This is a genomic window from Mesorhizobium sp. B2-5-3, from assembly GCF_006441005.1.
Lineage (GTDB): Bacteria > Pseudomonadota > Alphaproteobacteria > Rhizobiales > Rhizobiaceae > Mesorhizobium.
In genome coordinates, this window is the sequence record NZ_VFUS01000008.1 from 178,463 (window position 1) to 202,244 (window position 23,782).

At 63.8% G+C, this 23,782-nt stretch carries 23 protein-coding genes and 1 riboswitch; of the genes, 14 read left to right on the forward strand and 9 right to left on the reverse strand.

Annotated features, from left to right (window positions below; translation table 11 throughout):
* Positions 1-79 precede the first annotated feature (79 nt).
* The 7 genes from FJ867_RS20225 to FJ867_RS20255 all read left to right on the forward strand — a co-directional run bounded on the left by FJ867_RS20225 (position 80) and on the right by FJ867_RS20255 (position 8,324).
* Positions 80-907 (forward strand): phosphogluconate dehydrogenase C-terminal domain-containing protein, encoded by an 828-nt coding sequence (locus FJ867_RS20225; protein WP_140497811.1) that lies wholly within the window; start codon positions 80-82, stop codon positions 905-907.
* Positions 908-1,181: 274 nt separating this feature from the next.
* A complete protein-coding gene (locus FJ867_RS20230; RefSeq protein ID WP_140497809.1) occupies positions 1,182-2,123 on the forward strand; it encodes a D-ribose ABC transporter substrate-binding protein in 942 nt (313 codons plus the stop codon).
* A 76-nt stretch (positions 2,124-2,199) separates the two neighbouring features.
* The gene (locus FJ867_RS20235) at positions 2,200-2,844 is read left to right on the forward strand and encodes a DUF2291 family protein (protein ID WP_140547284.1); all 645 of its coding nucleotides are present in this window, start codon (positions 2,200-2,202) and stop codon (positions 2,842-2,844) included.
* The gene (locus FJ867_RS20240; protein WP_140555480.1) at positions 2,841-4,388 is read left to right on the forward strand and encodes a sugar ABC transporter ATP-binding protein; all 1,548 of its coding nucleotides are present in this window, start codon (positions 2,841-2,843) and stop codon (positions 4,386-4,388) included. Before FJ867_RS20235 ends, FJ867_RS20240 begins: the two co-directional genes overlap by 4 nt.
* On the forward strand, positions 4,388-5,452 hold the full coding sequence (locus FJ867_RS20245; protein ID WP_140497803.1) for an ABC transporter permease: 1,065 nt from the start codon (positions 4,388-4,390) through the stop codon (positions 5,450-5,452). The genes FJ867_RS20240 and FJ867_RS20245 overlap by 1 nt, the downstream gene beginning before the upstream one ends.
* Positions 5,453-5,454: 2 nt before the next feature.
* Positions 5,455-6,489, forward strand: a complete 1,035-nt coding sequence (locus FJ867_RS20250) for a Gfo/Idh/MocA family oxidoreductase (RefSeq protein ID WP_140623622.1) — start codon at positions 5,455-5,457, stop codon at positions 6,487-6,489.
* Positions 6,486-8,324, forward strand: coding sequence for a hypothetical protein (locus FJ867_RS20255; protein WP_140818389.1), 1,839 nt, complete (start codon positions 6,486-6,488; stop codon positions 8,322-8,324). The genes FJ867_RS20250 and FJ867_RS20255 overlap by 4 nt, the downstream gene beginning before the upstream one ends.
* Positions 8,325-8,326: 2 nt before the next feature.
* On the opposite strand, the gene FJ867_RS20260 is transcribed toward FJ867_RS20255, so the two are convergent.
* On the reverse strand, positions 8,327-9,040 hold the full coding sequence (locus FJ867_RS20260; protein WP_140514647.1) for a transcriptional regulator NanR: 714 nt from the start codon (positions 9,038-9,040) through the stop codon (positions 8,327-8,329).
* A gap of 282 nt (positions 9,041-9,322) precedes the next feature.
* Here FJ867_RS20260 and oiaX point away from each other — a divergent pair, with 282 nt between their 5' ends.
* Positions 9,323-10,573 carry a 3-oxo-isoapionate-4-phosphate decarboxylase OiaX gene (gene oiaX / locus FJ867_RS20265; RefSeq protein WP_140559310.1) on the forward strand — a complete coding sequence of 417 codons (1,251 nt, stop codon included), beginning with the start codon at positions 9,323-9,325 and terminating at the stop codon, positions 10,571-10,573.
* A gap of 8 nt (positions 10,574-10,581) precedes the next feature.
* The gene (locus tag FJ867_RS20270) at positions 10,582-11,904 is read left to right on the forward strand and encodes a four-carbon acid sugar kinase family protein (RefSeq protein ID WP_140559309.1); all 1,323 of its coding nucleotides are present in this window, start codon (positions 10,582-10,584) and stop codon (positions 11,902-11,904) included.
* 58 nt (positions 11,905-11,962) lie between these two features.
* On the opposite strand, the gene FJ867_RS20275 is transcribed toward FJ867_RS20270, so the two are convergent.
* Both FJ867_RS20275 and FJ867_RS20280 read right to left on the reverse strand, forming a co-directional pair.
* Complete coding sequence (locus FJ867_RS20275; RefSeq protein WP_140497791.1) at positions 11,963-12,781, reverse strand: methyltransferase domain-containing protein; 819 nt, start codon at positions 12,779-12,781, stop codon at positions 11,963-11,965.
* A gap of 148 nt (positions 12,782-12,929) precedes the next feature.
* On the reverse strand, positions 12,930-13,469 hold the full coding sequence (locus tag FJ867_RS20280; protein WP_140497789.1) for an Lrp/AsnC family transcriptional regulator: 540 nt from the start codon (positions 13,467-13,469) through the stop codon (positions 12,930-12,932).
* Positions 13,470-13,518: 49 nt separating this feature from the next.
* Between FJ867_RS20280 and FJ867_RS20285 the strand changes: the two genes are divergently transcribed.
* From FJ867_RS20285 to dhaL, 4 genes are all read left to right on the forward strand, one after another.
* Positions 13,519-14,709: an MFS transporter gene (locus tag FJ867_RS20285; protein WP_140559308.1), complete on the forward strand. Its 1,191-nt coding sequence runs from the start codon at positions 13,519-13,521 to the stop codon at positions 14,707-14,709.
* Positions 14,710-14,768: 59 nt separating this feature from the next.
* Positions 14,769-14,971: riboswitch (FMN riboswitch) on the forward strand.
* A gap of 76 nt (positions 14,972-15,047) precedes the next feature.
* A complete protein-coding gene (locus tag FJ867_RS20290) occupies positions 15,048-15,521 on the forward strand; it encodes a 6,7-dimethyl-8-ribityllumazine synthase (protein ID WP_140818391.1) in 474 nt (157 codons plus the stop codon).
* Positions 15,522-15,598: 77 nt separating this feature from the next.
* The gene (locus FJ867_RS20295) at positions 15,599-16,606 is read left to right on the forward strand and encodes a dihydroxyacetone kinase subunit DhaK (RefSeq protein WP_140818393.1); all 1,008 of its coding nucleotides are present in this window, start codon (positions 15,599-15,601) and stop codon (positions 16,604-16,606) included.
* A gap of 10 nt (positions 16,607-16,616) precedes the next feature.
* A complete protein-coding gene (gene dhaL / locus FJ867_RS20300; RefSeq protein ID WP_181168402.1) occupies positions 16,617-17,252 on the forward strand; it encodes a dihydroxyacetone kinase subunit DhaL in 636 nt (211 codons plus the stop codon).
* Here the strand turns inward: dhaL and FJ867_RS20305 are convergent.
* The 3 genes from FJ867_RS20305 to FJ867_RS20315 are packed head-to-tail and all read right to left on the reverse strand — an operon-like array spanning position 17,249 to position 19,274.
* Positions 17,249-17,692, reverse strand: coding sequence for an RpiB/LacA/LacB family sugar-phosphate isomerase (locus tag FJ867_RS20305; RefSeq protein WP_140497783.1), 444 nt, complete (start codon positions 17,690-17,692; stop codon positions 17,249-17,251). The two genes, dhaL and FJ867_RS20305, sit on opposite strands and share 4 nt — an antisense overlap.
* A 34-nt stretch (positions 17,693-17,726) precedes the next feature.
* Positions 17,727-18,485 (reverse strand): triose-phosphate isomerase, encoded by a 759-nt coding sequence (locus FJ867_RS20310; protein ID WP_140818395.1) that lies wholly within the window; start codon positions 18,483-18,485, stop codon positions 17,727-17,729.
* An 18-nt stretch (positions 18,486-18,503) separates the two neighbouring features.
* A complete protein-coding gene (locus tag FJ867_RS20315; protein WP_140520894.1) occupies positions 18,504-19,274 on the reverse strand; it encodes a DeoR/GlpR family DNA-binding transcription regulator in 771 nt (256 codons plus the stop codon).
* Positions 19,275-19,536: 262 nt separating this feature from the next.
* Between FJ867_RS20315 and fba the strand changes: the two genes are divergently transcribed.
* A complete protein-coding gene (gene fba, locus FJ867_RS20320) occupies positions 19,537-20,601 on the forward strand; it encodes a class II fructose-bisphosphate aldolase (protein WP_140663169.1) in 1,065 nt (354 codons plus the stop codon).
* Positions 20,602-20,622: 21 nt separating this feature from the next.
* Here the strand turns inward: fba and FJ867_RS20325 are convergent, their stop codons facing one another.
* The 3 genes from FJ867_RS20325 to FJ867_RS20335 are packed head-to-tail and all read right to left on the reverse strand — an operon-like array spanning position 20,623 to position 23,611.
* Complete coding sequence (locus tag FJ867_RS20325; protein ID WP_140663172.1) at positions 20,623-21,417, reverse strand: amino acid racemase; 795 nt, start codon at positions 21,415-21,417, stop codon at positions 20,623-20,625.
* Positions 21,414-22,775 carry a cation:dicarboxylase symporter family transporter gene (locus tag FJ867_RS20330; RefSeq protein ID WP_140818397.1) on the reverse strand — a complete coding sequence of 454 codons (1,362 nt, stop codon included), beginning with the start codon at positions 22,773-22,775 and terminating at the stop codon, positions 21,414-21,416. The genes FJ867_RS20325 and FJ867_RS20330 overlap by 4 nt, the downstream gene beginning before the upstream one ends.
* Before the next feature lie 2 nt (positions 22,776-22,777).
* Complete coding sequence (locus FJ867_RS20335) at positions 22,778-23,611, reverse strand: transporter substrate-binding domain-containing protein (RefSeq protein ID WP_181167181.1); 834 nt, start codon at positions 23,609-23,611, stop codon at positions 22,778-22,780.
* Positions 23,612-23,782 lie beyond the last annotated feature (171 nt).

The window sequence follows — 23,782 nt, forward strand, 5'->3', positions numbered from 1 at the left end:
CAAGATGGTAGAGTGATCATACCAGTATATAAGGTGACGATTGGCGAAACCATCGTTCAATGTTTAGGAGCAAGGCTAGATGACGACGATCGCGCTGTTCGGTGCCGGCGGCAAAATGGGTTACCGCCTATCGACCAATTTCCGCGGCTCGCCCTATACGATCCGCCATGTCGAGGTCAGCGACGCCGGGCGCGAGCGGCTGAAGACCGGGCTGGGCTTCGATACGGTCAGTGCCGACGAGGCGCTGGAAGGCGCCGAGGTGGTGATCCTGGCGGTTCCGGACACCCATATCGGCAAGGTCGCGGCAAGCATCGAAAGCAAGCTTGCGCCGGGCACGATGGTGATCGTTCTCGATGCCGCGGCGCCGTTTGCCGGCCATTTGCCTGATCGTCCCGACCTGACCTACTTCGTCACCCACCCCTGCCATCCGCCGATCTTCAATGACGAAACCGACATGGCGGCCAAGAAGGATTATTTCGGCGGCGTCAAGGCCAAGCAGCACATGGTCAGCGCACTGATGCAGGGACCGGAAGCGGACTACGCCAAGGGCGAGGCCATCGCCAAGATCATCTGGGCGCCGGTGATGCGCTCGCACCGCGTTTCCGTCGAGCAGATGGCGCTGCTCGAGCCCGGCCTTTCTGAGACCGTGTGCGCCTCGCTGCTGGTGGTCATGAAGGAAGCTGTCGACGAGGTCGTGGCGCGCGGCGTCGACCAGCAGGCGGCCCTCGATTTCCTGCTCGGCCACATGAATGTGCTCGGCGCCGTAATCTTCGGCGAAACCAAAGGCGTGTTCTCCGACGCCTGCAACAAGGCCATCGAATTCGGCAAGCCGGTGTTGATGCGCGACGACTGGAAGCGGGTCTTCGAACCGGAAGAGATCGCAGCCAGCATCCAGCGGATTACCTGAGCGGGCCGCCGCTTAGATACAGATCACCTGAATTAGTGGTTGACTCATTATACCAGTTAGCTTTAGCTGTTCCCGGACTCGGATCGGTCATGCTTCGTTGGAAGTTTGAAGTTGATGCGAGTGAGACGGCGGGAGCGGAGCGAGGAGCAGTTCGGATGACAGCCGGCGATCGGCTCTGAAATCCGGGCGGCGCACTGCCGGCCCTGCCTGACGAATTCAATAGTAGATAGAGGCCTCGAAACGATCGAGGCCTGGGTTTCAACGGGAGGACTTCATGAAACTGACACGCAGAATGACGCTTGCCGCCTTCGCAGGCGTGCTGGCACTCGGCACGGCGATGCCCGCCTACGCGGCGGATCTCATCGCCATCATCACCCCATCGCACGACAATCCATTCTTCAAGGCGGAAGCCGTCGGCGCCGAAGCCAAGGCCAAGGAATTGGGCTACGAGGCGCTGGTGCTGGTCCATGACGACGACGCCAACAAGCAGTCCGAGCTGATCGACACCGCGATCGGCCGCGGCGCAAAGGCGATCATCCTCGACAATGCCGGCGCCGACGCCACCGTCGCCGCCGTACAGAAGGCCAAGGACGCCGGCGTCCCCTCCTTCCTCATCGACCGCGAGATCAACGCCACCGGCGTCGCGGTGGCTCAGATCGTCTCCAACAACTACCAGGGCGCCCAGCTCGGCGCGCAGGAATTCGTCAAGCTGATGGGCGAGAAGGGTAATTTCGTGGAGCTGGTCGGCAAGGAATCCGACACCAATGCCGGCATCCGCTCCAAGGGCTATCACGACGTCATCGACGACTATCCGGACCTGAAGATGGTCGCGCAGCAATCGGCCAATTGGAGCCAGACCGAGGCCTATTCCAAGATGGAATCGATCCTGCAGGCCAATCCTGACATCAAGGGCGTCATCTCCGGCAACGACACGATGGCGATGGGCGCCTATGCGGCGCTTGCCGCGGCCGGCCGCAAGGACGTCATCGTCGTTGGCTTCGACGGATCGAACGACGTGCGCGATTCCATCACCTCGGGCGGCATCAAGGCGACGGTGCTGCAGCCGGCCTATGCCCAGGCGCAGATGGCGGTCGAACAGGCCAACGACTTCATCAAGAACAAGAAGTCGCCCGAGAAGGAAAAGCAGCTGATGGACTGCGTGCTCATCAATGGCGACAATGCCGCCAAGCTGGAAACCTTCGCGCTCAAGAACTGAGCCGGCGCAACGCGAACAGCGGGGGGCGAACCGAGGTTCGTCCCTCGCTCCTTTTCACCAGGATGCCTCGACCGCCATGCAGAAAAAGCCGAGTTGGCCGATCCTTGCCCTGACCGCCGGCATCGCGCTCAGCGCCTGCAAGATCCTTCCGACGCCATCGGCGCAAGGCGACGGCAATGCCTCCGCCTTCAACCCTGACAAGATGGTCGAGGACATCTGGGCGGCGAAAGTCATTCCCTATCTGCAGCAGAAGGCTGGACCGTTCGCCGAGGTCCATGCGCTGGCGAAGACCGATCCGGCCGCGGCCGGCGCCAAATACGGCAATCCGAAGAAGCAGGCGAATTCGCCATGGACGTTCGCCGTGCGCGTCGAGGGCAAGATCGTCGCGGCAAACACGCAGTCGCGCGCGGCCACCATCGATGTCGACGCCGACGGTGACGGCAAGGCGGACGCGCGCGTTCAGATCGGGCCGGCGATGCGCGGCACGGCACTGCGCGACAGCCTCGACTTCGTCCAGTTCAACGACTTCACCAACCAGATCGACTTCGCCCAGTTCGGCAAGGCTTTCAACGCCCATGCGGCCAAGACGGTGCTCTCCAAGCTGCCGCGCGAGGCGCTGGAAGGCCGCACCGCCAAGGTGCTCGGCGCCTATACGATCGAAGGCGGCCAGGACCTGCCGCTGGTGACGCCGGCGGAGGCCGAGATCGGGCCGAAGCCATGAGCCAGGCGAATGGCCATGACGTCATCCTCAAGCTGGAGGATGTCTCGAAAGTCTATGCCGGCACGGTCGCGGTCAAGCAGGCGAATTTCGAAGTGCGCAAGGGCGCGGTCAACGTGCTGGTCGGGGAAAACGGCGCCGGCAAGTCGACGCTGATGAAGATCATCGCCGGCGTCGAGCAGCCGACCGTAGGGCGCATCCTGCTCGAAGGCGAAGAGGTCTCTTTCTCGTCGTCGGGAGATGCGGTCGACCGCGGCATCGGCATGGTGTTCCAGGAGCTGAACCTGTTCGGCAACCTTTCGGTCGCCGAGAATATCTTCGCCACGCGCGAGATCACCAACCGCTTCCGCAAGATCGACCGCAAGGAACAGGAGCGCCGGGCCGGTGAATTCCTGGAGCGGCTGGAAGCCGGCATCCGGCCCGACATGCTGGTCGAGGATCTGCGCATCGGCCAGCAGCAACTGGTCGAGATCGCCAAGGCGGTTTCGCTCGACGCCAAGATCCTCATCATGGACGAGCCGACCTCGGCGCTGAGCGCCGCCGAAGTCGAGATCCTGTTCAAGGTGATCGCCGACCTCAAGGCGCGCGGCGTCGCCATCGTCTACATCTCCCACCGGCTGGAGGAACTGATCCGCATCGGCGACTACATCACCGTGCTGCGCGACGGCCGCATCACCGGCCAGGAGCAGATGAAAAACGTCGATACGCAGTGGATCGTGCGGCAGATGATCGGCTCGGACGCCAAGGACTTCGCCAAGGCCGACGGCCATGTGCCGGGCGCGGAAATCTTCCGCGCCGAGGAGATCTGCCTGCCACGCGTCACCGGCGGGCTGGCGGTCGACCACGTCTCGCTGTCGCTGCGCGCCGGCGAGATTCTCGGCATATACGGGCTGATGGGTGCGGGGCGCAGCGAGCTGTTCGACTGCATCATGGGCCGTCACGGCCATGCCAGCGGCAGGATCTTCATCGCCGGAAAGCAGGTGAAGGAGCGCGACACGACGCGCCGCATCCAGCGAGGGCTGGCCTTGATCCCCGAGGACCGCCAGCGCGAGGGCCTGGTGTCGATCCTGTCGGTCGCCAGCAACCTGACGATGGCGAGCCTGTCGCGCTTCGTGCGCCTGTTTCACATCCGCGGCGGCGCCGAGCGGCAGGCCGTGATGCAGATGGTGCGGGAACTCGCAATCAAGGTCGCCGACCCGGCGCAGGAGGTCTCGTCGCTGTCGGGCGGCAACCAACAGAAGGTGGTGATCGGCAAGGCGCTGCTCACCGGACCGAAAGTGCTTCTGATGGACGAGCCCAGCCGCGGCATCGATGTCGGCGCCAAGGCCGATGTCTTCCGCACCATGCGCAAGCTTTCGCGCGACGGGCTGGGCATCCTGTTCGCCACCTCGGACCTCGACGAGGTGATGGCGCTGTCCGACCGCATCGCGGTGATGAGCAATGGCAGATTGACCGGCATATTCGACCGCGCCGAAGCGACGGAGGCGGCGATCGTCGCCGCGTCGGCGCTGGGCCACGGACCGGCCGCACATGGGGAGCAACGCTGATGACTGACATTCCGGCCAAGGCTGCCGCTTCCTCCGCCTCCAGCGGCTCGGCGCTGCTGACGCTGATGAAGCTCAGAACCTTCATTGCGCTGATCGCCGTGCTGGTGTTCTTCTCGATCGCGGCGCCGAACTTCCTGTCGGCCGCCAATCTGATCCTGATGGCCAAGCACGTGGCGCTCAATGCCTTTCTCGCCATGGGCATGACCTTCGTCATCATCACCGGCGGCATCGACCTTTCGGTTGGCTCGATCGTCGGCCTGTGCGGCATGGTGGCCGGCTACCTCGTGCTCAACGGCATCGACCTGCAGATCGGCTACACCATCTATTTCAATGTCGTCGAGATCGCCTTGATCACGCTCGCGGTCGGCATGCTGATCGGCGCCGTCAACGGGCTGCTGATCACCAGGCTCAACGTCGCGCCCTTCATCGCCACGCTCGGCGTGCTCTATGTGGCGCGCGGCTTCGCGCTGCTTTCCTCCGACGGCCGCACTTTCCCCAATCTCGTCGGCAAGCCGGAACTCGGCACCACCGGCTTCGGCTTCCTGGGTGCCGGCCGGCTGCTCGGCCTGCCGGTCTCGATCTGGATCCTGATCGTGGTGGCGCTGGGGGCGGCCTATCTCGCCCGCTACACGCCGCTTGGCCGCCACATCTTCGCCGTCGGCGGCAATGAGCGCGCCGCGCGCATCTCGGGCGTGCGCGTTAATATGGTCAAGATGTTCGTCTACATGTTCTCCGGCTTCTGCGCGGCAATCGTCGGGCTGATCATCTCGTCGGAGCTGATGGCCTCGCATCCGGCGACGGGCGAGAGCTTTGAGCTCAACGCCATCGCCGCGGCGGTGCTTGGCGGCACTTCGATGTCGGGCGGCCGCGGCACGATCGGCGGCACCATCGTCGGCGCCTTCGTCATCGGCATCCTTTCGGACGGGCTGGTGATGATGGGCGTGAGCTCGTTCTGGCAGATGGTGATCAAGGGCCTCGTCATCATCGTCGCCGTCGTCGTCGACCAGGCGCAGCGCCGGCTGCAGCAGCGCGTTACCCTGATGCAGATGGCAAAGGCGGGCTGAGCATGGCGGAGTTGCGTGGAGCGCTGATCGGTTGCGGCTTCTTCGCGGTCAACCAGATGCATGCCTGGCGCGACATAGAGGGCGCCTCGATCGTCGCCATCTGCGACCGCGATCCGGAGCGGTTGCGGATCGTCGGCGACCAGTTCGGCGTGGCGCGGCGCTACAACGATGCGGCGGAACTTTTCACCGCCGAGACGCTCGACTTCGTCGACATCGCCACCACTGTCGGCAGCCATCGACCGCTGGTCGAGATGGCGGCCGCGCATGGTGTTCCCGTCATCTGCCAGAAGCCGTTCGCGCCGACGCTTGGCGATGCCAAGGCGATGGTCGCGGCCTGTGCCAAGGCCGGCGTGCCGCTTATGGTGCATGAGAACTTCCGCTGGCAGTCGCCGATCCAGGCGGTGCGCGCCCTGCTCGACAAGGGCGAGATCGGCACGCCGTTCTTCGGCCGCATCTCCTTCCGCTCCGGCTATGATGTGTTTTCCGGCCAGCCCTATCTGGCGACCGGAAAACGCTTCATCATCGAGGACCTCGGCATCCACATCCTCGACATCGCCCGCTTCCTGCTCGGCGACGTCACGAGCCTGACCGCGCGGACCACACGCATCAACCCCGCCATCGCCGGCGAGGATGTGGCGACGATGCTCATGGATCATGCCGGCGGCGCCACGTCGGTTGTCGATTGCAGCTATGCGACCAAGCTTGCCACCGAGCCGTTCCCGGAAACACTTATCGAGCTCGACGGCGTCGACGGCACGATCCGGCTGGCGCAGGGCTACCGGCTGACCGTCACCGGCAAGAGCGGAACCAGAGTGAGCGATGTCTCGCCGCCGCTCCTGCCCTGGGCCTCGCGGCCATGGCACAACATCCAGGAAAGCGTGCTGGCCATCCAGCGGCACTGGGTCGACTGCCTTGTCGGCGGCAAGGAGCCGGCGACCTCGGGCGCCGACAATCTGAAGACATTCGCCCTGGTCGAGGCCGCCTATGCGGGTGCTGCGAGCCGCGAACCGGTGCAGATCGAAGCCTTGCTGCAATGACGGCCGACGTGTTCGATCTTTACGGCACACGGGCGGCCGAAGCGGCACCGATCCTGCTGCAGGCGGGCGCGCTGAGTGCCGAGCTGGTCAATGGCAATCTGCGCACAATCCGGCATGCCGGCACCGAAGTGCTGCGCGCCATCGCCTATACCGTACGCGACCGCGACTGGGGCACTTATGAGCCGGAGCTGACGGACCTGACCATCGACCAGAAGGTCGACCGTTTCTCGGTAAGCTATGAGGCGAATTGCACCGGCCCGGGCGGCAGCAGCCTGCGCTTCCACGCGACGATCGAAGGCTCCGCCGACGGCAGGCTGGTCTTCGATGTGGCCGCACTGCCGGAGAGCGATTTCGAGACCAACCGCTGCGGCTTCTGCATCCTGCATCCGATCGCCGGCCTCGCCGGCAGCCCGGTGACGGTGGAGCACACCGATGGCAGGGTGGTGGACACGGAACTGCCTGATCTGATCGACCCATGGCAGCCCTTCAAGGACCTGCGTGCCATCACCCATGCAGTGCGTCCCGGCGTCAGCGCCGAATGCAGGATGGAAGGCGATACTTTCGAAATGGAGGACCAGCGCAACTGGTCGGACGCCTCCTACAAGACCTATGTGCGGCCGCTGGCCTTGCCGTGGCCCTATGTGCTGCCGGCCGGCGAACCGCTGCGCCAGACGGTGAGCCTGCGCCTCACCGGCAGCGCCGGGATGCCCGCCGCGACCGCGAGTGCCGAACCGGTCCGCATCGAACTCGGCGAGACCGGGCCGAGGCTGCCCGATGTCGGCGTGATCGTCTATCCCGAGGACGTCGAGGCAACGCTGGCCGAACTGCCGATGCTCGCAAGGCTCGGTCCGCAGCAACTCCTGTTCCACTTCGATCCGACGCGCGGCCACGGCCTGGACGCGCTGCGCGCCCATGCCCGGCTCGCCGCGGCGCATCCCGCCTCGACCACGCTCGAATGCGTGGTGGCCTGCACGGGCGACCTCGATGCCGAATTCTCCGATGTCGCCGATATGGTGCGCCGGGTCGGCCTGCGGCTCGATGCGGTTGCCGTCTCGCCTTCGGTCGACCGCCAGTCGACGCCGCCGGGCAGCGCCTGGCCGGCATGCCCGCCGCTGGAAGAAATCTATGCCGCGGCGCGGCGCGCCTTTCCCGGGATCCGCCTCGGCGGCGGCATGTTCAGCTATTTCACCGAGCTCAACCGTAAGCGCGTGCCCGCCGACCAACTCGATTTCGTCACGCACTGCACCTGTCCGATCGTTCACGCCGCCGACGATCTCAGCGTCATGCAATCGCTGGAGGCGCTGCCCTTCATCACCCGGTCGACCCGGGCGATCTTCGGCGACAAGCCTTACCGGATCGGCCCGTCGACCATTGCCATGCGACAGAACCCCTATGGCGGCGCGACCAAGGACAATTTTGCCGGCCAACGCATTGCCATGGCGAACCGTGATCCCCGCCATGCCGCGCAGTTTGCCGCCGCCTGGACCATTGGCTATGCCGCGCGCGTCGCGCCGGCCGGGCTGGAGATGCTGACACTGTCCAGCATCACCGGACCATTCGGCGTGCTGGCCGCATCCGGCGAACCTGTCGCCGAGGGATCGCCGCGGCCGATTTTCCGGGCCGTCCAAGGGCTTTGCGAACTGGCTGGGCTCGCGCATGTTGCCGCGAAAACAAGCGACGAGACGCGTGTTGCGGCGCTGGCCGGTCGCGCCGCCTCGGGCGACATTGTCGTCTGGCTGGCGAACCTGACGGCGAACGACGTCCCGGTTGATGTTTCGGCACTGGGTCAGGGCCATCTTACGATGTCGCCCTACGCCATTGTCCGGGTTGGCTAGAGCTACTTATCGGAATTCATCACATAGAGCGCACGCGAGCGTTCGAGATGCTTGATCATCGCCTTTTCGGCGCCGTCGGCATCACGGTGCTCAATGCGGTCGATGATCTCCTCATGCTCGGTAAGCGTGTATTGTTCCTTGCCGGTCCAGATCAGCATCTCGGTGTGGTATTCCTTCAGCCAGCCGAGCGTGGCTTCGCTGACTGCGACATAGATCGGATTGCCCGATATCGCCGATATCTGGGTGTGGAACTTCATGTCGGCGGAGATGAAGGCTTCGGAATCACCGCGCGCGGCGCGCTGCTCGGCCACCGTTGCCCTGAGCCGCTGCACATCCTCGGCGGTCGCCTTTTCCGCGGCTTCCCTGACCATGCCGCGCTCGAAGAAGATGCGCGCCGTCTTCAGGTGCTCCAGCGTGTCCCTCGATGAAGACAGGATGATCTTGGCCGCGCCGTCGACCTGCTTGATGATCGATTTGGCGGTTAGTTGCAGCACCTTGGCGCGCTCGCCATGCGAGATGGCGACCAGTCCCATATTGCTCAGCGCCTGCATGGCCTCGCGGATCGCCGGCCGGCCGACCTCGAAGCGCTCCATCAACTCGCGTTCGGACGGCATGTCGTCGCCCGGCTGCAGCTCGCCGCTGGTGATCAGCCGCTTCAGCCTTGCAAAGACTTCGTCGGAAAGTTTGCGCCGGACGATCGGCTCCGAACGGTTCATCGTGACGAATCACTCCCTGGCCCGGTTCCTGTTTAGCATTCCAGGCAGGATTACCGGAATGCCTGCGCCTGGAGCGGTCCCGCGATTTCATGCAATCGCCAAGCCGCGCCAGCTGTTTGTTCCAGGCATTCCGAACGAAAAACGCCGCTCATTTCCCGGAATTGCCGAAGCCGGCCCTCTTGCCGAAGTCGGGATATTGCTTGCAATACTTAGGTACTCATTATACCAGATTTCCTGCGCGACAAAACTTTTTTCGAACCCTTTTCGAGCGGCCGACAGACCATGATCACGCTTACCTATCGCATCGAAACCTCTGGCAGCATCGAAGCGCTGGCGGCCAAGATCGCGAGCGACCAGTCGACCGGCACCTTCGTCCCACTGCCCGGCGAGACCGAGGAATTAAAGGCGCGTGTGGCGGCTCGTGTGCTGGCGATCAGGCCCCTGCCCGATGCCGAGCAGCCGTCGCTTCCCGGATCCGGGAACGGCCCCTTCCGGCGCGCCGATGTCGATATCGGCTTCCCGTTCGACGCCATCGGCACCGACCTGTCGGCGCTGATGACGATCGCCATCAGCGGCACCTATTCGATCAGGGGCCTGTCCGGTATCCGGGTCATCGACATGAAGCTGCCGGAACAATACCGGGGCGCCCATCCCGGCCCGCAATTCGGCGTTGCCGGCAGCCGCAGGCTGACCGGGGTCGAGGGCCGTCCCATCATCGGCACCATCGTCAAGCCGGCGCTTGGCCTCAGGCCGCACGAGACAGCCGCGATGGTGGGCGAACTGATCGAAGCCGGCGTCGATTTCATCAAGGACGACGAGAAGCTGATGAGCCCGGCCTATTCGCCGCTCGCTGAGCGGGTGAAGGCGATCATGCCGCTGATCCGTGACCACGAGCAAAAGACCGGCAAGAAAGTAATGTACGCCTTCGGAATCTCGCATGCCGATCCCGACGAGATGATGCGCAACCACGATCTGGTGCTCGAAGCCGGCGGCAATTGCGCGGTCGTCAACATCAACTCCATCGGATTCGGCGGCATGGCTTTCCTCAGGAAGCGCTCCGGGCTGGTGCTGCATGCGCACCGCAATGGCTGGGACATTCTCACCCGCCATCCCGGCCTCGGCATGGATTTCAAGGTATGGCAGCAATTCTGGCGGCTGCTCGGCGTCGACCAGTTCCAGATCAACGGCATCGGCTCGAAATACTGGGAGTCGGACGATTCTTTCATCCGCTCCTTCGAAGCGGTGACCACGCCGCTGTTTTCATCAGACGATTGCGCGCTGCCCGTGGCCTGCTCCGGCCAATGGGGCGGCCAGGCGCCCGAGACCTATGAGCGCACCGGCCGCACGGTCAATCTCCTCTATCTCTGCGGCGGCGGCATCGTCAGCCATCCGGACGGGCCCGGCGCCGGCGTGCGCGCGGTGCTGCAAGCGTGGCAGGCCGCAGTCGAGGGCATTGCTCTCGACGAATTCGCGCGCGACCATGCCGAGCTGGCACGCTCGATCGAGAAATTCAGCGACGGCAAGGCGGCCTGAGCGAAGCCATGCAGAACCTGCTCCTGAGCTACTATGGCGACGACCTCACCGGCTCGACCGACGTCATGGAGGCGCTCGAGCTCGGCGGCGTGCCGACGGTGCTGTTCATGCGTCGGCCCGACGAGCGCCTGCTGGCGCGATTTGCCGATTGCCGGGCCGTTGGACTGGCCGGCACCAGCCGAAGCGAAACGCCGCGATGGATGGAGGAAAATCTGGCGCCGGCCTTCGAATGGCTGAAAGGCCTCGAAGCGGCGGTCTGCCATTACAAGATCTGTTCGACCTTCGATTCCAGTCCGACGGTCGGCAATATCGGCCGCGCTATCGAGATCGGCCGGCGCATCTTCGGCCAGAGCAGCGTGCCTATGGTCGTCGGCGCGCCGCAGCTCAAGCGCTACACGGCCTTCGGCAATCTTTTCGCGGCGTTCCGCGGCGAGTATTTCCGCATCGACAGGCATCCGGTGATGAGCAGGCATCCGGTGACGCCGATGAACGAAGCAGACCTGCTCGTGCATCTCTCGCGCCAGACCAGTCTCAGCTCCGGCCTTGTCGACCTGGCTGCATTGCAGACCGACGATCTCGCGCAAACGGTCGACCAGGCCGTGCAAAACAGGGCGATCATCCTGTTTGATGTCGAAAGCCGCCAGACACAGAGACGCGTCGGCGAACAGATCTGGCGCATCCATGACCAAGGCCATGGCTTCGTCGTCGGATCCTCGGGCGTCGAATATGCCTTGCTTGCCGAATGGGCCGGCAAAGGCATTGCCTCCGGGCAGGCGTCGTTCGCGCCGCCGGGACCGGTAGACCGCCTCGCGGTGGTCTCGGGCAGCGTGTCGCCGACCACCGAAAAGCAGATCCGCCACGCCCTTGCCCACGGTTTCGACGGCGTCGAGATGGATGCCATGCAACTGGTCACGGAGGGCGCCAAGGAGGCAATCGAGCGCGCCGTCGCGAGCGGATTGGCAAGCCTGGCTGCGGGGCGCAGCGTCATCCTCTACACTGCGCTTGGCCCACAGGCCGACCGTGGCGCCGAGATCGACCGGATCGAAGGTGCGCGAAACACGCTCGGGCGAGCGCTGGGAACAATCCTGCGCCGGTTAATCGTGGAACAGAAACTCAAGCGCGCGGTGATCGCCGGTGGCGACACCTCCAGTCACGCGCTCGGACAATTGGCCATCGACGCGCTGACCGTGCGCATGCCGTTGCCGCAATCGCCGGGATCACCGCTCTGTGTCGCCCATGGCGGCGGTGCGATCGATGGACTCGAAATCGCGCTCAAGGGCGGCCAGGTCGGCACCGACGCCTATTTCGAGACGATCCGGCTGGGAAGCTAGACGTTTGTTTTTGCGCAATTCCGGACGGAAAACCGTACACACTTTTCCTGGAATTGCTCTAAGCCGTTGCCATGATGACGTGGGCCTGAATTTTGGCGGCCACCGCGCCGCTGCCATGTCTGTCTGCAATCGCGGATGCGGCGTAGTCGGTCGCGGCTTGCAGCTTCCCTGCCTCCCGGGCCTCGATTTCGGTGCGAAGCACAGTTCCCTGGCAATAAGCGACGGCGGGAAGGCGCGGCGAGGATGCACGGCTTTGTTCGGCTCTCGTCTCGATCATCACAGGAGAAAAGCCAGCCTCCTCCAGCTCGCGACGGATCACTGCCTTGTCGTGGTAGCCATGCGGCGTGCGTGCCAGAAAGCGCGGCGGATCGTCGGGGAAGATCCTTGCGAGAGCATTCGTCACATCATCGGCAAAGACGTTCTCCTCGATGCGATCCCATACGCTGAACAGGAAATGTCCGCCCGGCCTCAGGACACGCCTGGCTTCGCGGTAGGCAGATGGCCGGTCGGGAAAGAACATCGCACCGAACTGACAGCAGACGAGGTCGAAGGCCGCATCTTCAAACGGCAGCGCCAAGGCGTCCGCCCGACGCCATGTGATGCGACCGTCGGGAGGTTGTCGCGAAGCGGCGTAGTCGAGCATCGGCTGGTTGAGGTCGGTTACGGTATAGCTTGCGCCGGGAGACAATTTCGGCGCCAATGCTCGGGTAACGACCCCGGTGCCGGCGGCCGTCTCCAAAACCGCGGCGGGCGACAGGGACGCTGCTCGCGCTACAAGATCCGCAGCGAACGGCTCGAAAATCAACGGCACCATATAGCGGTCGTAGTTTTCCGGTATGGAGCCAGCGAATACCTTGTCCGTTTCCAGCGTTGCCATCACCCGCCCTCTGCCTAGAGGCTCGGGAGATTAGCATATCATTGCTTGTTTTGCGCCGTTTTCGGCGGAGGCGGCGAGTCCAGCTCCAAATCAAAGAGATAAAGCATGACGTCGTCCGAAAACCGCTTCGCGCTTATGGCATCAGGCCTTAGTACAGGGGCTCGGCCATGTGCCTGGGCGCCGGCCACTGCGTCGTGACGCCGGGCTGAACCGGCCGCTCGAGATAGGTCGACAGCACCACGTAGCTGCGCGTCGAGGTGACGCCGGGTGTCTCGTAGAGGCGCGACAGCAGGCCTTCGAGCGCCCGCGTGTCCTCCGTGCGGACCTTCAGCAGCATGCAGGTGTCGCCGGCAACCGTGTGGATCTCCTCGACCTCCGGATATTGCGAAACCGCCATCAGCTCCGGCGTCTTGCCCCAGCCCTTGGTGTCGATATGCACGAATGCCAGCAGCGGCTTCTTGACCGCCTTGGGGTCGATGATGGCAGCCGTGCCGCGAATGGCGCCGCTGCGCCGAAGGCGCTTGACGCGCTCATGCGCGGCGGGCGGCGAGAGGCCGACACGATCGCCAAGCTCAGCATAGCTGACCGTGGCGTCGTCGACGAGAACGCCTAATATCTTTCTGTCGATCGCGTCGAGATCGCGGGGCGCCGGCCTGTTCTGCGGAATGCCATTTGTTTCTTCGTCCATAGTGGAAATTCCCGATTGTAGCCGAATAAAATACGGCCATTATGAATATATGTCGAACAGCGATCAAGCAGCAACCCTGGGTGCGAATGCCCGGCCGCCCATCCCGGCGCTGGCCTATCTCTTGACCGGATGCATCGCCGTCATCGGCTCGAACTCCCTGGTGCTGGGTCCGATTGCTCCCGCCGTGGCCGTGTCGTTCGCGACCAGCGTGCCTGTCGTCATGATGGCGGCCGCCGCGTTCGGCCTCGGCACCTCGGCGAGCGCCTTGTTCCTGGCGCGCTACATCGACCGGGTCGGCGCGCGCCGGATCCTTCAGGCGGCCTTGCTGCTGCTGGCGTTGGCGCTTGTCGCAAGCGCTGCGGCGCCGACGGTGACGGCGCTGGTCGCCGCGCAGCTTCTCGCCGGCGTCGCCGCCGGCGTCGCCATGCCGGCAATCTATGCCAGCTCCGCGGCGATTGCCCCACCTGGACGGGAAAGCGGGACGATCGGCGTTGTGCTGACCGGATGGACGCTGAGCATGGTGGCCGGCGTTTCGCTGTCGGCGGTGCTTGCCGATCTCGTGCACTGGCGGGCCGTCTTCGCCGCCGTGGCGCTGCTGGCGGCGCTGGCGCTTGGCAGCCTTACCGCGTCGTCACTCCCGGATGTCAGAAAGGCCGGCCCGGCGCCGGCGCCGCTCGAGGCGCTCGGCATTCCCGGCATCGTGCCGCTTCTGATCGCCTGCGGCGCCTTCATGACCGCCTTCTATGGTGTCTATGGCTATCTTGGCGACCATCTGCACAGCGGGCTGGGTCAGCCGGTCAGCGCCAACGGCCTGGCCGCACTCGCCTATGGCGCCGGGTTCGGCACGGCGGCGCTCTTCGACGGCATCATCGATCGCCTGGGGGCTCGCCGCGTCATGCCCTTCGCTTACCTGCTCGTCGCCATCGTCTATGTCGCGATCGCCGCGACAAGCAACAGCTATGGCATGATGCTCGCCATGGTGGCGGCTTGGGGTCTCGCCAATCACTTCGGTCTGAACGTGCTGGTGATGCGTCTGTCGGCGCTCGATCCGTCACGGCGCGGCACGATCATGGGCCTGAACAGCGCGGTGACATATCTGGCGGTCTTTGTCGGCACCACCGGCTTCGGGCCGCTATATTCGGATTTCGGCTTTGCCGCATCGGCAATGGTGGCGGCGTTGCTGATGCTGGTCGCGGCTTCGGCCGCCGCCTGGCGCACGCGCCAGCCACACAGGACGTGATGGGCCACCAGCCCGCGCGCGGTTGACAGCGGCGCCCCTGCCCTTCCATACAAAGCCGTTAATGTTCTCAGGGCGGGGTGAAAGTCCCCACCGGCGGTAAGGACTCCTAATTGCGCATGATTTCTTTCCGAAAACCGGTCCGGTTTTCGGGGTCATGCGCGGGACCCAAGCCCGCGAGCGCTTTCCGGCAAAACCGGAAGGGTCAGCAGATCCGGTGTGATTCCGGAGCCGACGGTTACAGTCCGGATGGAAGAGAACGAAACGGAAGACGGACCGCCCCGGCGGCCGGTTTTCGTATCGTGCGTCCTGATTCTGGTTCGAAACGGAAGGATGGATCCATGAATCAGCATTCCCACAAAGACTATGAAACGACCCGCGTTGCCGTTGTCAGGGCACGCTGGCACGCGGATATTGTCGACCAGTGCGTCGCTGCCTTCGAGGCGGAGCTTGCTGCACTGGGCGACGGCCGCTTTGCCGTCGAAATCTTCGACGTGCCCGGCGCCTACGAGATTCCGCTGCACGCCAAGACATTGGCCGAGACGGCTCGCTACGCCGCGATCCTCGGCGCTGCCTTCGTCGTCAATGGCGGCATCTACCGGCATGAGTTCGTCGCCCGCGCCGTCATCGACGGCATGATGAACGTGCAGTTGGCGACCGGCGTGCCGGTGCTTTCGGCGGTACTGACGCCGCACAATTACCACGACAACGCCGAGCACCACCGCTTCTTCCTCGAGCACTTCCAGGTGAAGGGCAAGGAAGCGGCCGGCGCATGCCTCCAGATCCTGGCGGCGCGAAAGCACATCGCCGCCTGAAACAGCCGAGAGCGGGGTAGAAATCCCGGTAACAGCCTGTAGTATCTCGGGAAAATGCCGAGTTCGGGAGGATGCCGGTGCAGACCAAGAAGATCATCAATGACGGCAACCGTGCCGTCGACGAGATGCTAGAGGGGATTCTGGCCGCGCATCCCAGCCATCTCAGGAGCGTGGACGGCAACCCGCGCTCGATCATCGCCCGAAACGGACCGCGTCCCGGCAAGGTCGGGCTCGTCGTCGGCGGCGGCTCGGGCCATGAGCCGACCTTTCTCGGTTTTGTCGGCAAGGGCCTGGCGGACGCGGCGGCGATCGGCAATGTCTTTGCCTCGCCGCCACCCGATCCCATCCTTGAATGCGCCAAGGCGGCGAACGGCGGCGCCGGCGTCCTGTTCACGTACGGCAACTATGCCGGGGACGTGATGAATTTCGACATGGCGGCCGAAATGGCCGCCATGGACGATATCGAGGTGCGCACCGTGCTGACCACCGACGATGTCGCCTCGGCACCGCGCGACCAGCGGCAGAGGCGTCGCGGCGTCGCCGGCAATTTCTTCGTCTTCAAGGCGGCCGGCGCGGCCTGTGACCGCATGCTCTCCTTCGACGAATGCGAGCGCATGGCGCGCAAGGCCAACGATCACACCTTCACGATGGGCGTGGCGCTGTCGCCCTGCTCGCTGCCGCAGACCCGGCGGCCGAATTTCGAGATCGGGGCCGACGAGATGGAGATCGGCATGGGCATCCATGGCGAGCCGGGCATCGCGCGCGGCAAGCTCGGGACCGCCGACGAGATCACCGACGAGATGCTGGACAAGATCCTCGCCGAGATGGCGCCTTCGCGTGGCGACAAGGTCGCGGTGCTGGTCAATTCGCTGGGCTCGACACCGTTGATGGAGCTCTACATCATGAACCGTCGCGTCAAGCAGCGTCTCGACGACATCGGCGTTTCCATCCATGCGACCTGGGTCGGCAATTACTGCACGTCGCTCGAAATGGCCGGCGCCTCGGTGACGCTGTTCCATCTCGATGGCGAGTTGCAGACCATGCTCGACCATCCGTGCGACTGCGCCATGTTCCGCGCCGGCTGAGGAGTGACCCGTGAGCATCGATAGCGCTGACCTGAAGAGAATGTTCGATGCGATCGCGGTGGCGATCGAAGCCGACAAGGACCGGCTCTGCCAGCTCGACGGCGTCATCGGCGACGCCGATCACGGCATCGCCATGGCGCTCGGCTTCAACGCAGTGCGCGACGCGCTGGCGCCACTCGACCTGACGGCGACCGAGCCGACCGCGCTTCTCAACATGGCGGCGAAATCGTTCCTCAACGCGGTCGGCGCGTCGTCAGGCCCGCTCTATGCCACCGCCTTCATGCGCGCCGCCGCTGCCGTCAAGGGCAAGACCACGCTGGCGGATGCGGATGTCGTCGCGCTGTTCCAGGCGATGGCGCAAGGCATGCGCGATCGCGGCAAGGCCGAGATCGGCGAGAAGACGATGATCGACGCCTGGCTGCCGGCGGCGGAAGCGGCCGGCGCCAGCAATGCGGCCGGAAAAGGCCTTGCCGAAAGCCTCGACGCGGCAGTGGACGCGGCGCGCCGGGGGGCCGAGGCGACCAAGGACATGATCGCCGCCAAGGGCCGCTCCTCGCGGCTCGGCGAACGCTCGCTCGGCCATATCGACCCCGGCGCCGCCTCGGCCGTGACCGTCATCGAGGCTTTGCGCGACAACCTGGCTTAGGCCTGCTTCGCTTCATCGAGCTTGTTGATCGCCTGGACATTGCCGGCCGACGGTCCCTTCTCGTCGAACTCCGAGGCCAACCAGGTATCGACGATCGCCTTGGCGAGTTCCGGGCCGATGACGCGGGCGCCCATGGTGATGATCTGCGCGTTGTTGGATTTGGCGGCGCGCTCGGCGGAATAGGTGTCGTGGGTGAGTGCCGCCCGGATGCCAGGCACCTTGTTGGCCGAGATCGAGACGCCGATGCCGGTGCCGCAGAACAGGATGCCGCGGTCGTTCTCGCCGTCGATGATCGTCTGGGCGAGCTTTTGTGACAGGTCGGCATAAAAGCCGGCCTGGCTGAGGTCGCTGACGGTGAGGCCGGATTTTGTCGCGAGATGCGCGGCGATGACATCAAGCAACGGCTTGCCGGCGCTGTCGGCTCCAATGGCTATTTTCATGGTCGTGTCCTTTCTTGAATGAGATTTCGTTTGTTCAGATCGTCGCCGAGGCGCGCCTGAGGATGTCGATGTAGCCCTCCGCCTGCCAGGCCGAGCGGCCGATAAAGAGGCCATCGATGCTGGGCTGGCTGATCAGCTCGGCCGCATTGCCGGGATTGACGCTGCCGCCATAGAGCACCGGTGGGATGGACGGCAGCAGGCCGCCGGCCACTTTCTTGATCAGCGCCTGCTGTTTGTCGGCATAGACGGAGCTGGCCGGAATACCCTTGTCGCCGATCGCCCAGACCGGCTCATAGGCAAACAGAATTTTTGCCGCCTTCGCCTCGCCTTCGAGGAACTGCAACGCACCCGCGACCTGGCTGATCAATACCGCATCCGCCTTGCCGCTTTCGCGCTCCGCCAGCGTCTCGCCGACGCAGATCAGCGGTATCAGTCCGTGCTTGACGGCGGCCGCCGTCTTCAGACCGACGGTGCGATCGGTCTCGCCGAAATGCTCGCGCCGTTCGCTGTGGCCGAGTTCGACCAGGTCGAGACCGCAGTCGCTCAGCATCAGCGGCGAGATCTCGCCGGTCCAGGCGCCGGCGTCGGCCCAGTGCATGTTCTGGGCACCGACCTTGACCCGCGTCGACGACAGCGCCTGCTTGACCTCGCGCACTGCCGTGAAAGGCGGGATGACGAAAGGCTGGATGCGCTCGTCGAAGCCTGGCACGAAGCCGGCCAACACCCCGGCGAAATCCAGCGCCTCGGCGAGCGTCTTGTTCATCTTCCAGCTTGTACCGACCCAATAAACCACGCCTGCGCTCCTTGATCCTCAATCCTTGTTGGCGACCACCGTCAGCGAAACGCCGGCGGCATCCAGTGCGGCGCGCATTCCAGGCTCAGGCGCGCGACCGGTGAAGACGGCATCGAACGCCTCGAGTTCGGTCAGGAAATGCAGCGCCGTGCGGCCGAACTTGCCGTGATCGACCAGAAGGTATTTGCGGGTCGCTGCTTCCATCATCAGCCGCTTGATCTGCACCACCTCCTGGTCCTGGTGGAAAGCGGAGGCGCCGTGGATAGCCGATGACGACAGGAAGGCGACGTCCGCGCGCAGCGATCTCAGCGAAGCCTCGGCAAGCAGTCCGAAGAAGCCGTGGAACTTCTTGCTATACTGGCCGCCGAGCGCAATCAGGTCGATGCCCCCGGCGCCGGCCAGGTCCTGGATGACGGCCAGATTGTTGGAGATCACCGTCAGCGGCCTGAAATCGGCGAGATGCCGTGCGATGCCGCCAGCCGTCGAGCCGTCGTCGATGATGACAGTCTGGCCGGGTTCGATCATCGCCACGGCGGCCGCCGCAAGGCGCTGCTTTTCCCCTGTCGCCTGCTTTTGCCGGTAGCGAAAATCGCTTTCGAAGAGACCGCTCGGCTGGATCGAAGCGCCGCCACGCACCTTGCGCAGGAAACCGCTCTCCTCAAGGTCGTCGAGGTCACGATGCACCGTCATCCTGGAGACGCCAAAGCGTGAGGCAAGATCGTCGACGCTCGCCGCGCCGACGTCCATCAGAAAGTCCATGATGCCTTGACGCCTGTTATCGCTCTTCATTGCTGCCGATGTCCGCCAACCGACGCTGGCTCCTCGATAAGATAACATATTTCTTCCTGAAACTATCATGATTTTTGTGATAATGAGATGTTTTCCTGGGATATTCCCGTGGCTTTCATCACGGCCCTGTAACAAGAATTGCTGCCGGGACGGTGTCTGAGGTTGCGGTTGCGCGGAAATCCGGCCAGAAGCATCGGTGGGCTGGACGATGCGCGGACAGCCAGCAAGCACAGGTTAGAAACCAGATACGGGAGACTATTCGTTGGCTCGCATCACACTGAGACAATTGCTCGATCACGCCGCCGAATACGGCTATGGCGTGCCGGCCTTCAACATGAACAACATGGAACAGGGCCTCGCCATCATGGAGGCTGCGGAGGAGACCAAGTCGCCGGTCATCCTGCAGGCAAGCCGCGGTGCGCGTGCCTATGCCAATGACGTGGTGCTGGCCAAGCTGATCGATGCGCTGGTCGAGATCCATCCCGACATCCCGGTCTGCATGCATCTCGACCACGGCAACAACGAGGCTACCTGCGTCACCGCGATCCAGCATGGTTTCACCTCGGTGATGATGGATGGATCACTCAAGGAGGACGGCAAGTCGCCGGCCGACTACGCCTATAATTCGGGCATCACCAAGCGCGTCGTCGACATGGCGCATTGGGGCGGCGTTTCGGTCGAGGGCGAGATCGGCGTGCTGGGCTCGCTGGAGAGCGGCGGCGGCGAGCAGGAGGACGGCCACGGCATCGAAGGCGCGATCAGCCACGACCAATTGCTCACCGATCCGGTGCAGGCCGAGCAGTTCGTGCGCGACACCCATGTCGACGCGCTGGCGGTTGCCATGGGCACCAGCCACGGCGCCTATAAATTCTCGCGCAAGCCGGACGGCGCGGTGCTGGCGATGAACGTCATCGAGGAAATCCACCGCCGCCTGCCGAACATGCACTTGGTCATGCATGGTTCGTCCTCGGTGCCGGAGGATCTGCAGGAGATCATCAACAAATATGGCGGGCAGATGAAGCCGACCTGGGGCGTGCCGGTGGAAGAGATCCAGCGCGGAATCAAGCATGGCGTGCGCAAGATCAACATCGACACCGACAACCGCATGGCGCTGACCGGCGCGATCCGCAAGGTGCTGATGGAAAATCCCTCGGAATTCGACCCGCGCAAATATCTGACGCCGGCGATGGCGGCGATGAGGAAGCTGTGCAAGGAGCGTTTCGAGCAGTTCGGCACCGCCGGCAACGCGCCGAAGATCAAGCCGCTGCCGGTCTCGGAAATGGCCAAGCGTTACAAAGCGGGCAGCCTCGATCCGAAATTCGGCTAAACGACCAATTCCCGGAGCGGTTCAGTGTTGGATAGAACCGCCGAACCGCTCCAGCTCTTTGCGGGATGAGAACACCGGCCGAGGTCGCGGAACGTCCTGCGCGGCGAAGCCCAACCGTGTCAAACAGGCTCGCGCCAAGGCTGCATTGCTGTCGATGACGACCAATCCGTTCGTAGGGTTGAGGCTGGCGGCCACCACCGACAGTTCGGTGCAGCCGAGAACGGCCGTATCGGCGCCGGCCGATCGCGCGATTTCAAGCGCGCGCTCAGTTTCGCTCGCCGCCTCCGCGATCGAACCACCCTTGACCAGGCCGATCGCGCTATCGACGCGGCCCTGGAATTCCGTGACGGCGGGAAAGCAGAGCTCAAATCCCGCCGCCGACATCCTGTCCCGATAGAAGCCGGAGACCAGCGTGCCCTGCGTGGCGAGGATCGTAACCTTGTTGCCTCGGCCCAGGCTACGATGGGTTTCAGCTACGACCGCGTCGGCGATATGGATGATCCGCGCCTGCGAGCTCGCCGCCAACTGCTCATACCAATGATGGGCGGTGTTGCACGGCATCGCGATACAGGCAACGCCGAGCGCATTGAGCGTCGAGACCGCGGCTTTCAAAGACGCCAGCGGACCGTCATGGCCGGCAAGGATCGCCTCGGTCCTGTCAGGCAGCTGTGGCACGCTGAGGATGACGGCGGGCACATGCTCATTGTCCCGGAACGCCTGGGTCATTCGGGTCAGCTTGAAGTAGAAGTCAGCCGATGCCAACGGCCCGAGGCCGCCAATGACGCCGAGCTGGAGGCTGATGCCATGGTCGATCATCGAGCGGGCTCGGCTTCGAGCTGTTCCGACGCCGCTTCGACAGGCTGCATTGTCTCCCTGTGGCTGGGCGCGATCATTGCGGTGCTCGCCGCCACGGTGCAGACGCTGGACAGCGTCATGAACGTGTCGACGGCCGCGTCGACGGCGACGAACAGGGCGAAAGCCGCCTCGAAGGGAATCTTCAAGTAGCCACAGACGATCGACATCTGGGACAGGATGAGCAGGCTGCCCATGCCGCCGGTCGTGAGCGCGAGAAGCGCCGAGGTGATGCCGACGAGCAGGAGGTCGGGGATTGCCAGCGGACGGCCGTAGAGCTGAGCGATGAAAAGAACACCAGACGTGTAAAGCAGCGCCGGGCCTGTCCGCAGCAGTGCCGCCTGCAGCGGCACGAGCAGTTCGACGACCACGAGGCTGAACCGCAGACGCTCGCTCAGCAGGTTTATGACCCACGGAAGCGAGGCGACGGTAGAGCGCGTGGTGATGGCTACCATGAGAAGGGGCTGACAGGTCTTGATCGTGGCCCAGTAGCTTCGCCGAGAGCGGATGGCGATAACGCCAAATGCGCCGGCGATGAATGTGAGGCAGGAAAGACCCATCACCAGCAGATAACCGCCCATCAGCGTGAGCGGCTTGGTTCCGGTCGACGCGGTCTGATCCGCGATCAGGATGAAGGTTGCAAACGGCAATCCCCAGATGAACCAGTTGGTAAGGACCGTGCAGGCCCGGTAAACCGCGTTCAGCGCCTGAGACAGGCTCATGGACGAAGGCTGGGGAATCTTGCCCATCGCGAGCCCGAAAAGCAGGCAGAACAGCAGGACCTGGATGGTTTGACCGGAGGCCAGCGCGCTGAAGACGTTGTTCGGCACAAGATCGAGCAGTATCGAATGCCCGTTGTCGGAGCCTTCATTGGGTGGCGGTTGATAGGGGAATGCGAGATCGGTGGATACGCTACCCTGCGAATTGATGAACTCGCCAAGCTCGATGCGCGATTGAGGATTCTCGATCTGGCCCGGCTGAAGGACAAGCGAGTAGGTGCCACTCACCAATACGCTCAGGAACGACACGACCAGCACCGCCATACCCACCCGGCCAAGGTAACGGACCGAGTTCGGATCCTGAACCATCGACATGATCGAGAAGATGACCGACGAGACCAAGTAGGGCAGGACGACCATCTTGAGGAAATTCAGGTAGAGCTGCGCCACAGGGCTGATCGCATGGGCAAATGCTGGATAATAGAGGCCGCAAAGGATTCCCGCCCCGATCATCGCAATCGTCGTCGCGGGCGAGCGCAATATGCGCCTCGCCGCCAGGCGCCAATCGAAAGCCAAGGGTCCGGCTGCTTCCGTGACGGCCATCGTCAGGCTTTGCTCCCCAACCGGTAGCGCGCGATGATCTCGTCAGTGTTGAGAACCTGCTGACCGCGCGCGAGATCGAGGTAAAGGTCGATAAACGCCGCGAGATGCGGATTGTCCGGTCGCACACCGATTGCGATCGTGTCTACCTTGTCGGTCAGCGTGATCGAGCGCGCGGCGACCGTCATCGACGGATCGTCGACCATCAGCTTCTTGATCTCGAAATCGTCGCGATACGCCATGTCGATCGTCCCATCGCGGATCGCATCGACAACCATGTCCCAGCCTGCAAAACGATGAACTTGTGCATGCGGGAAGGTCGTCGCCGCATAGGTTGCGAATGAAGAGCCCTCGATCACGCCGAGATCGCCCGAGAAATCGCGGATGATCTGCTCGGGTGGTTTGCCTTGCGCGATGCGCGCCAGGTTGAGGCGATTGGCGATGAGGCCTTGGTGCAGCATGGCATAGGGCCGGGAATAGAGGATTGAGCGGCCACGGCGAAGGGTTCGGCTGAGCTTGCCGATGGCTATGTCCGCCTGGCCGGAAGTCAGCTGTTTCACCATGCCGTCGAACGTTGCGGCGGATCGGTCGAACACCGGCTCGACGCCAAGCTCCGCTGCTATGCCGCGGGCCAGTTCCATGTCTATGCCGCTGTCCCCCGATCCATCGGCCGGGAAAAATGGATCGGAGGCAAAGGCCGGCATCGCAATGCGCAGCGCATTGTCGCTGATGACGGGAGCGATCTCCGCCTGCTGTCCTGGAGTGTTGGCCGCCCGAGCTTGCGCGACCAGCAAGCCGACGCTTCCGGCCGTGAGCAGCGTGCGACGTGTAACCGACATGCGGATTCTCTAGTTCGCGAGGGAAGCCGGACAACAAATCGGACCAATTCGCAGTATGCATGGCGAAGTTAAACAAAAGTATCTTTCGCATTGTACTTTTATAGCAATCAGCAGCGCAGGCTGCCGCAATACTCGCATTATCTAATATGTCATCTGGTTGCTTCGCTGGCG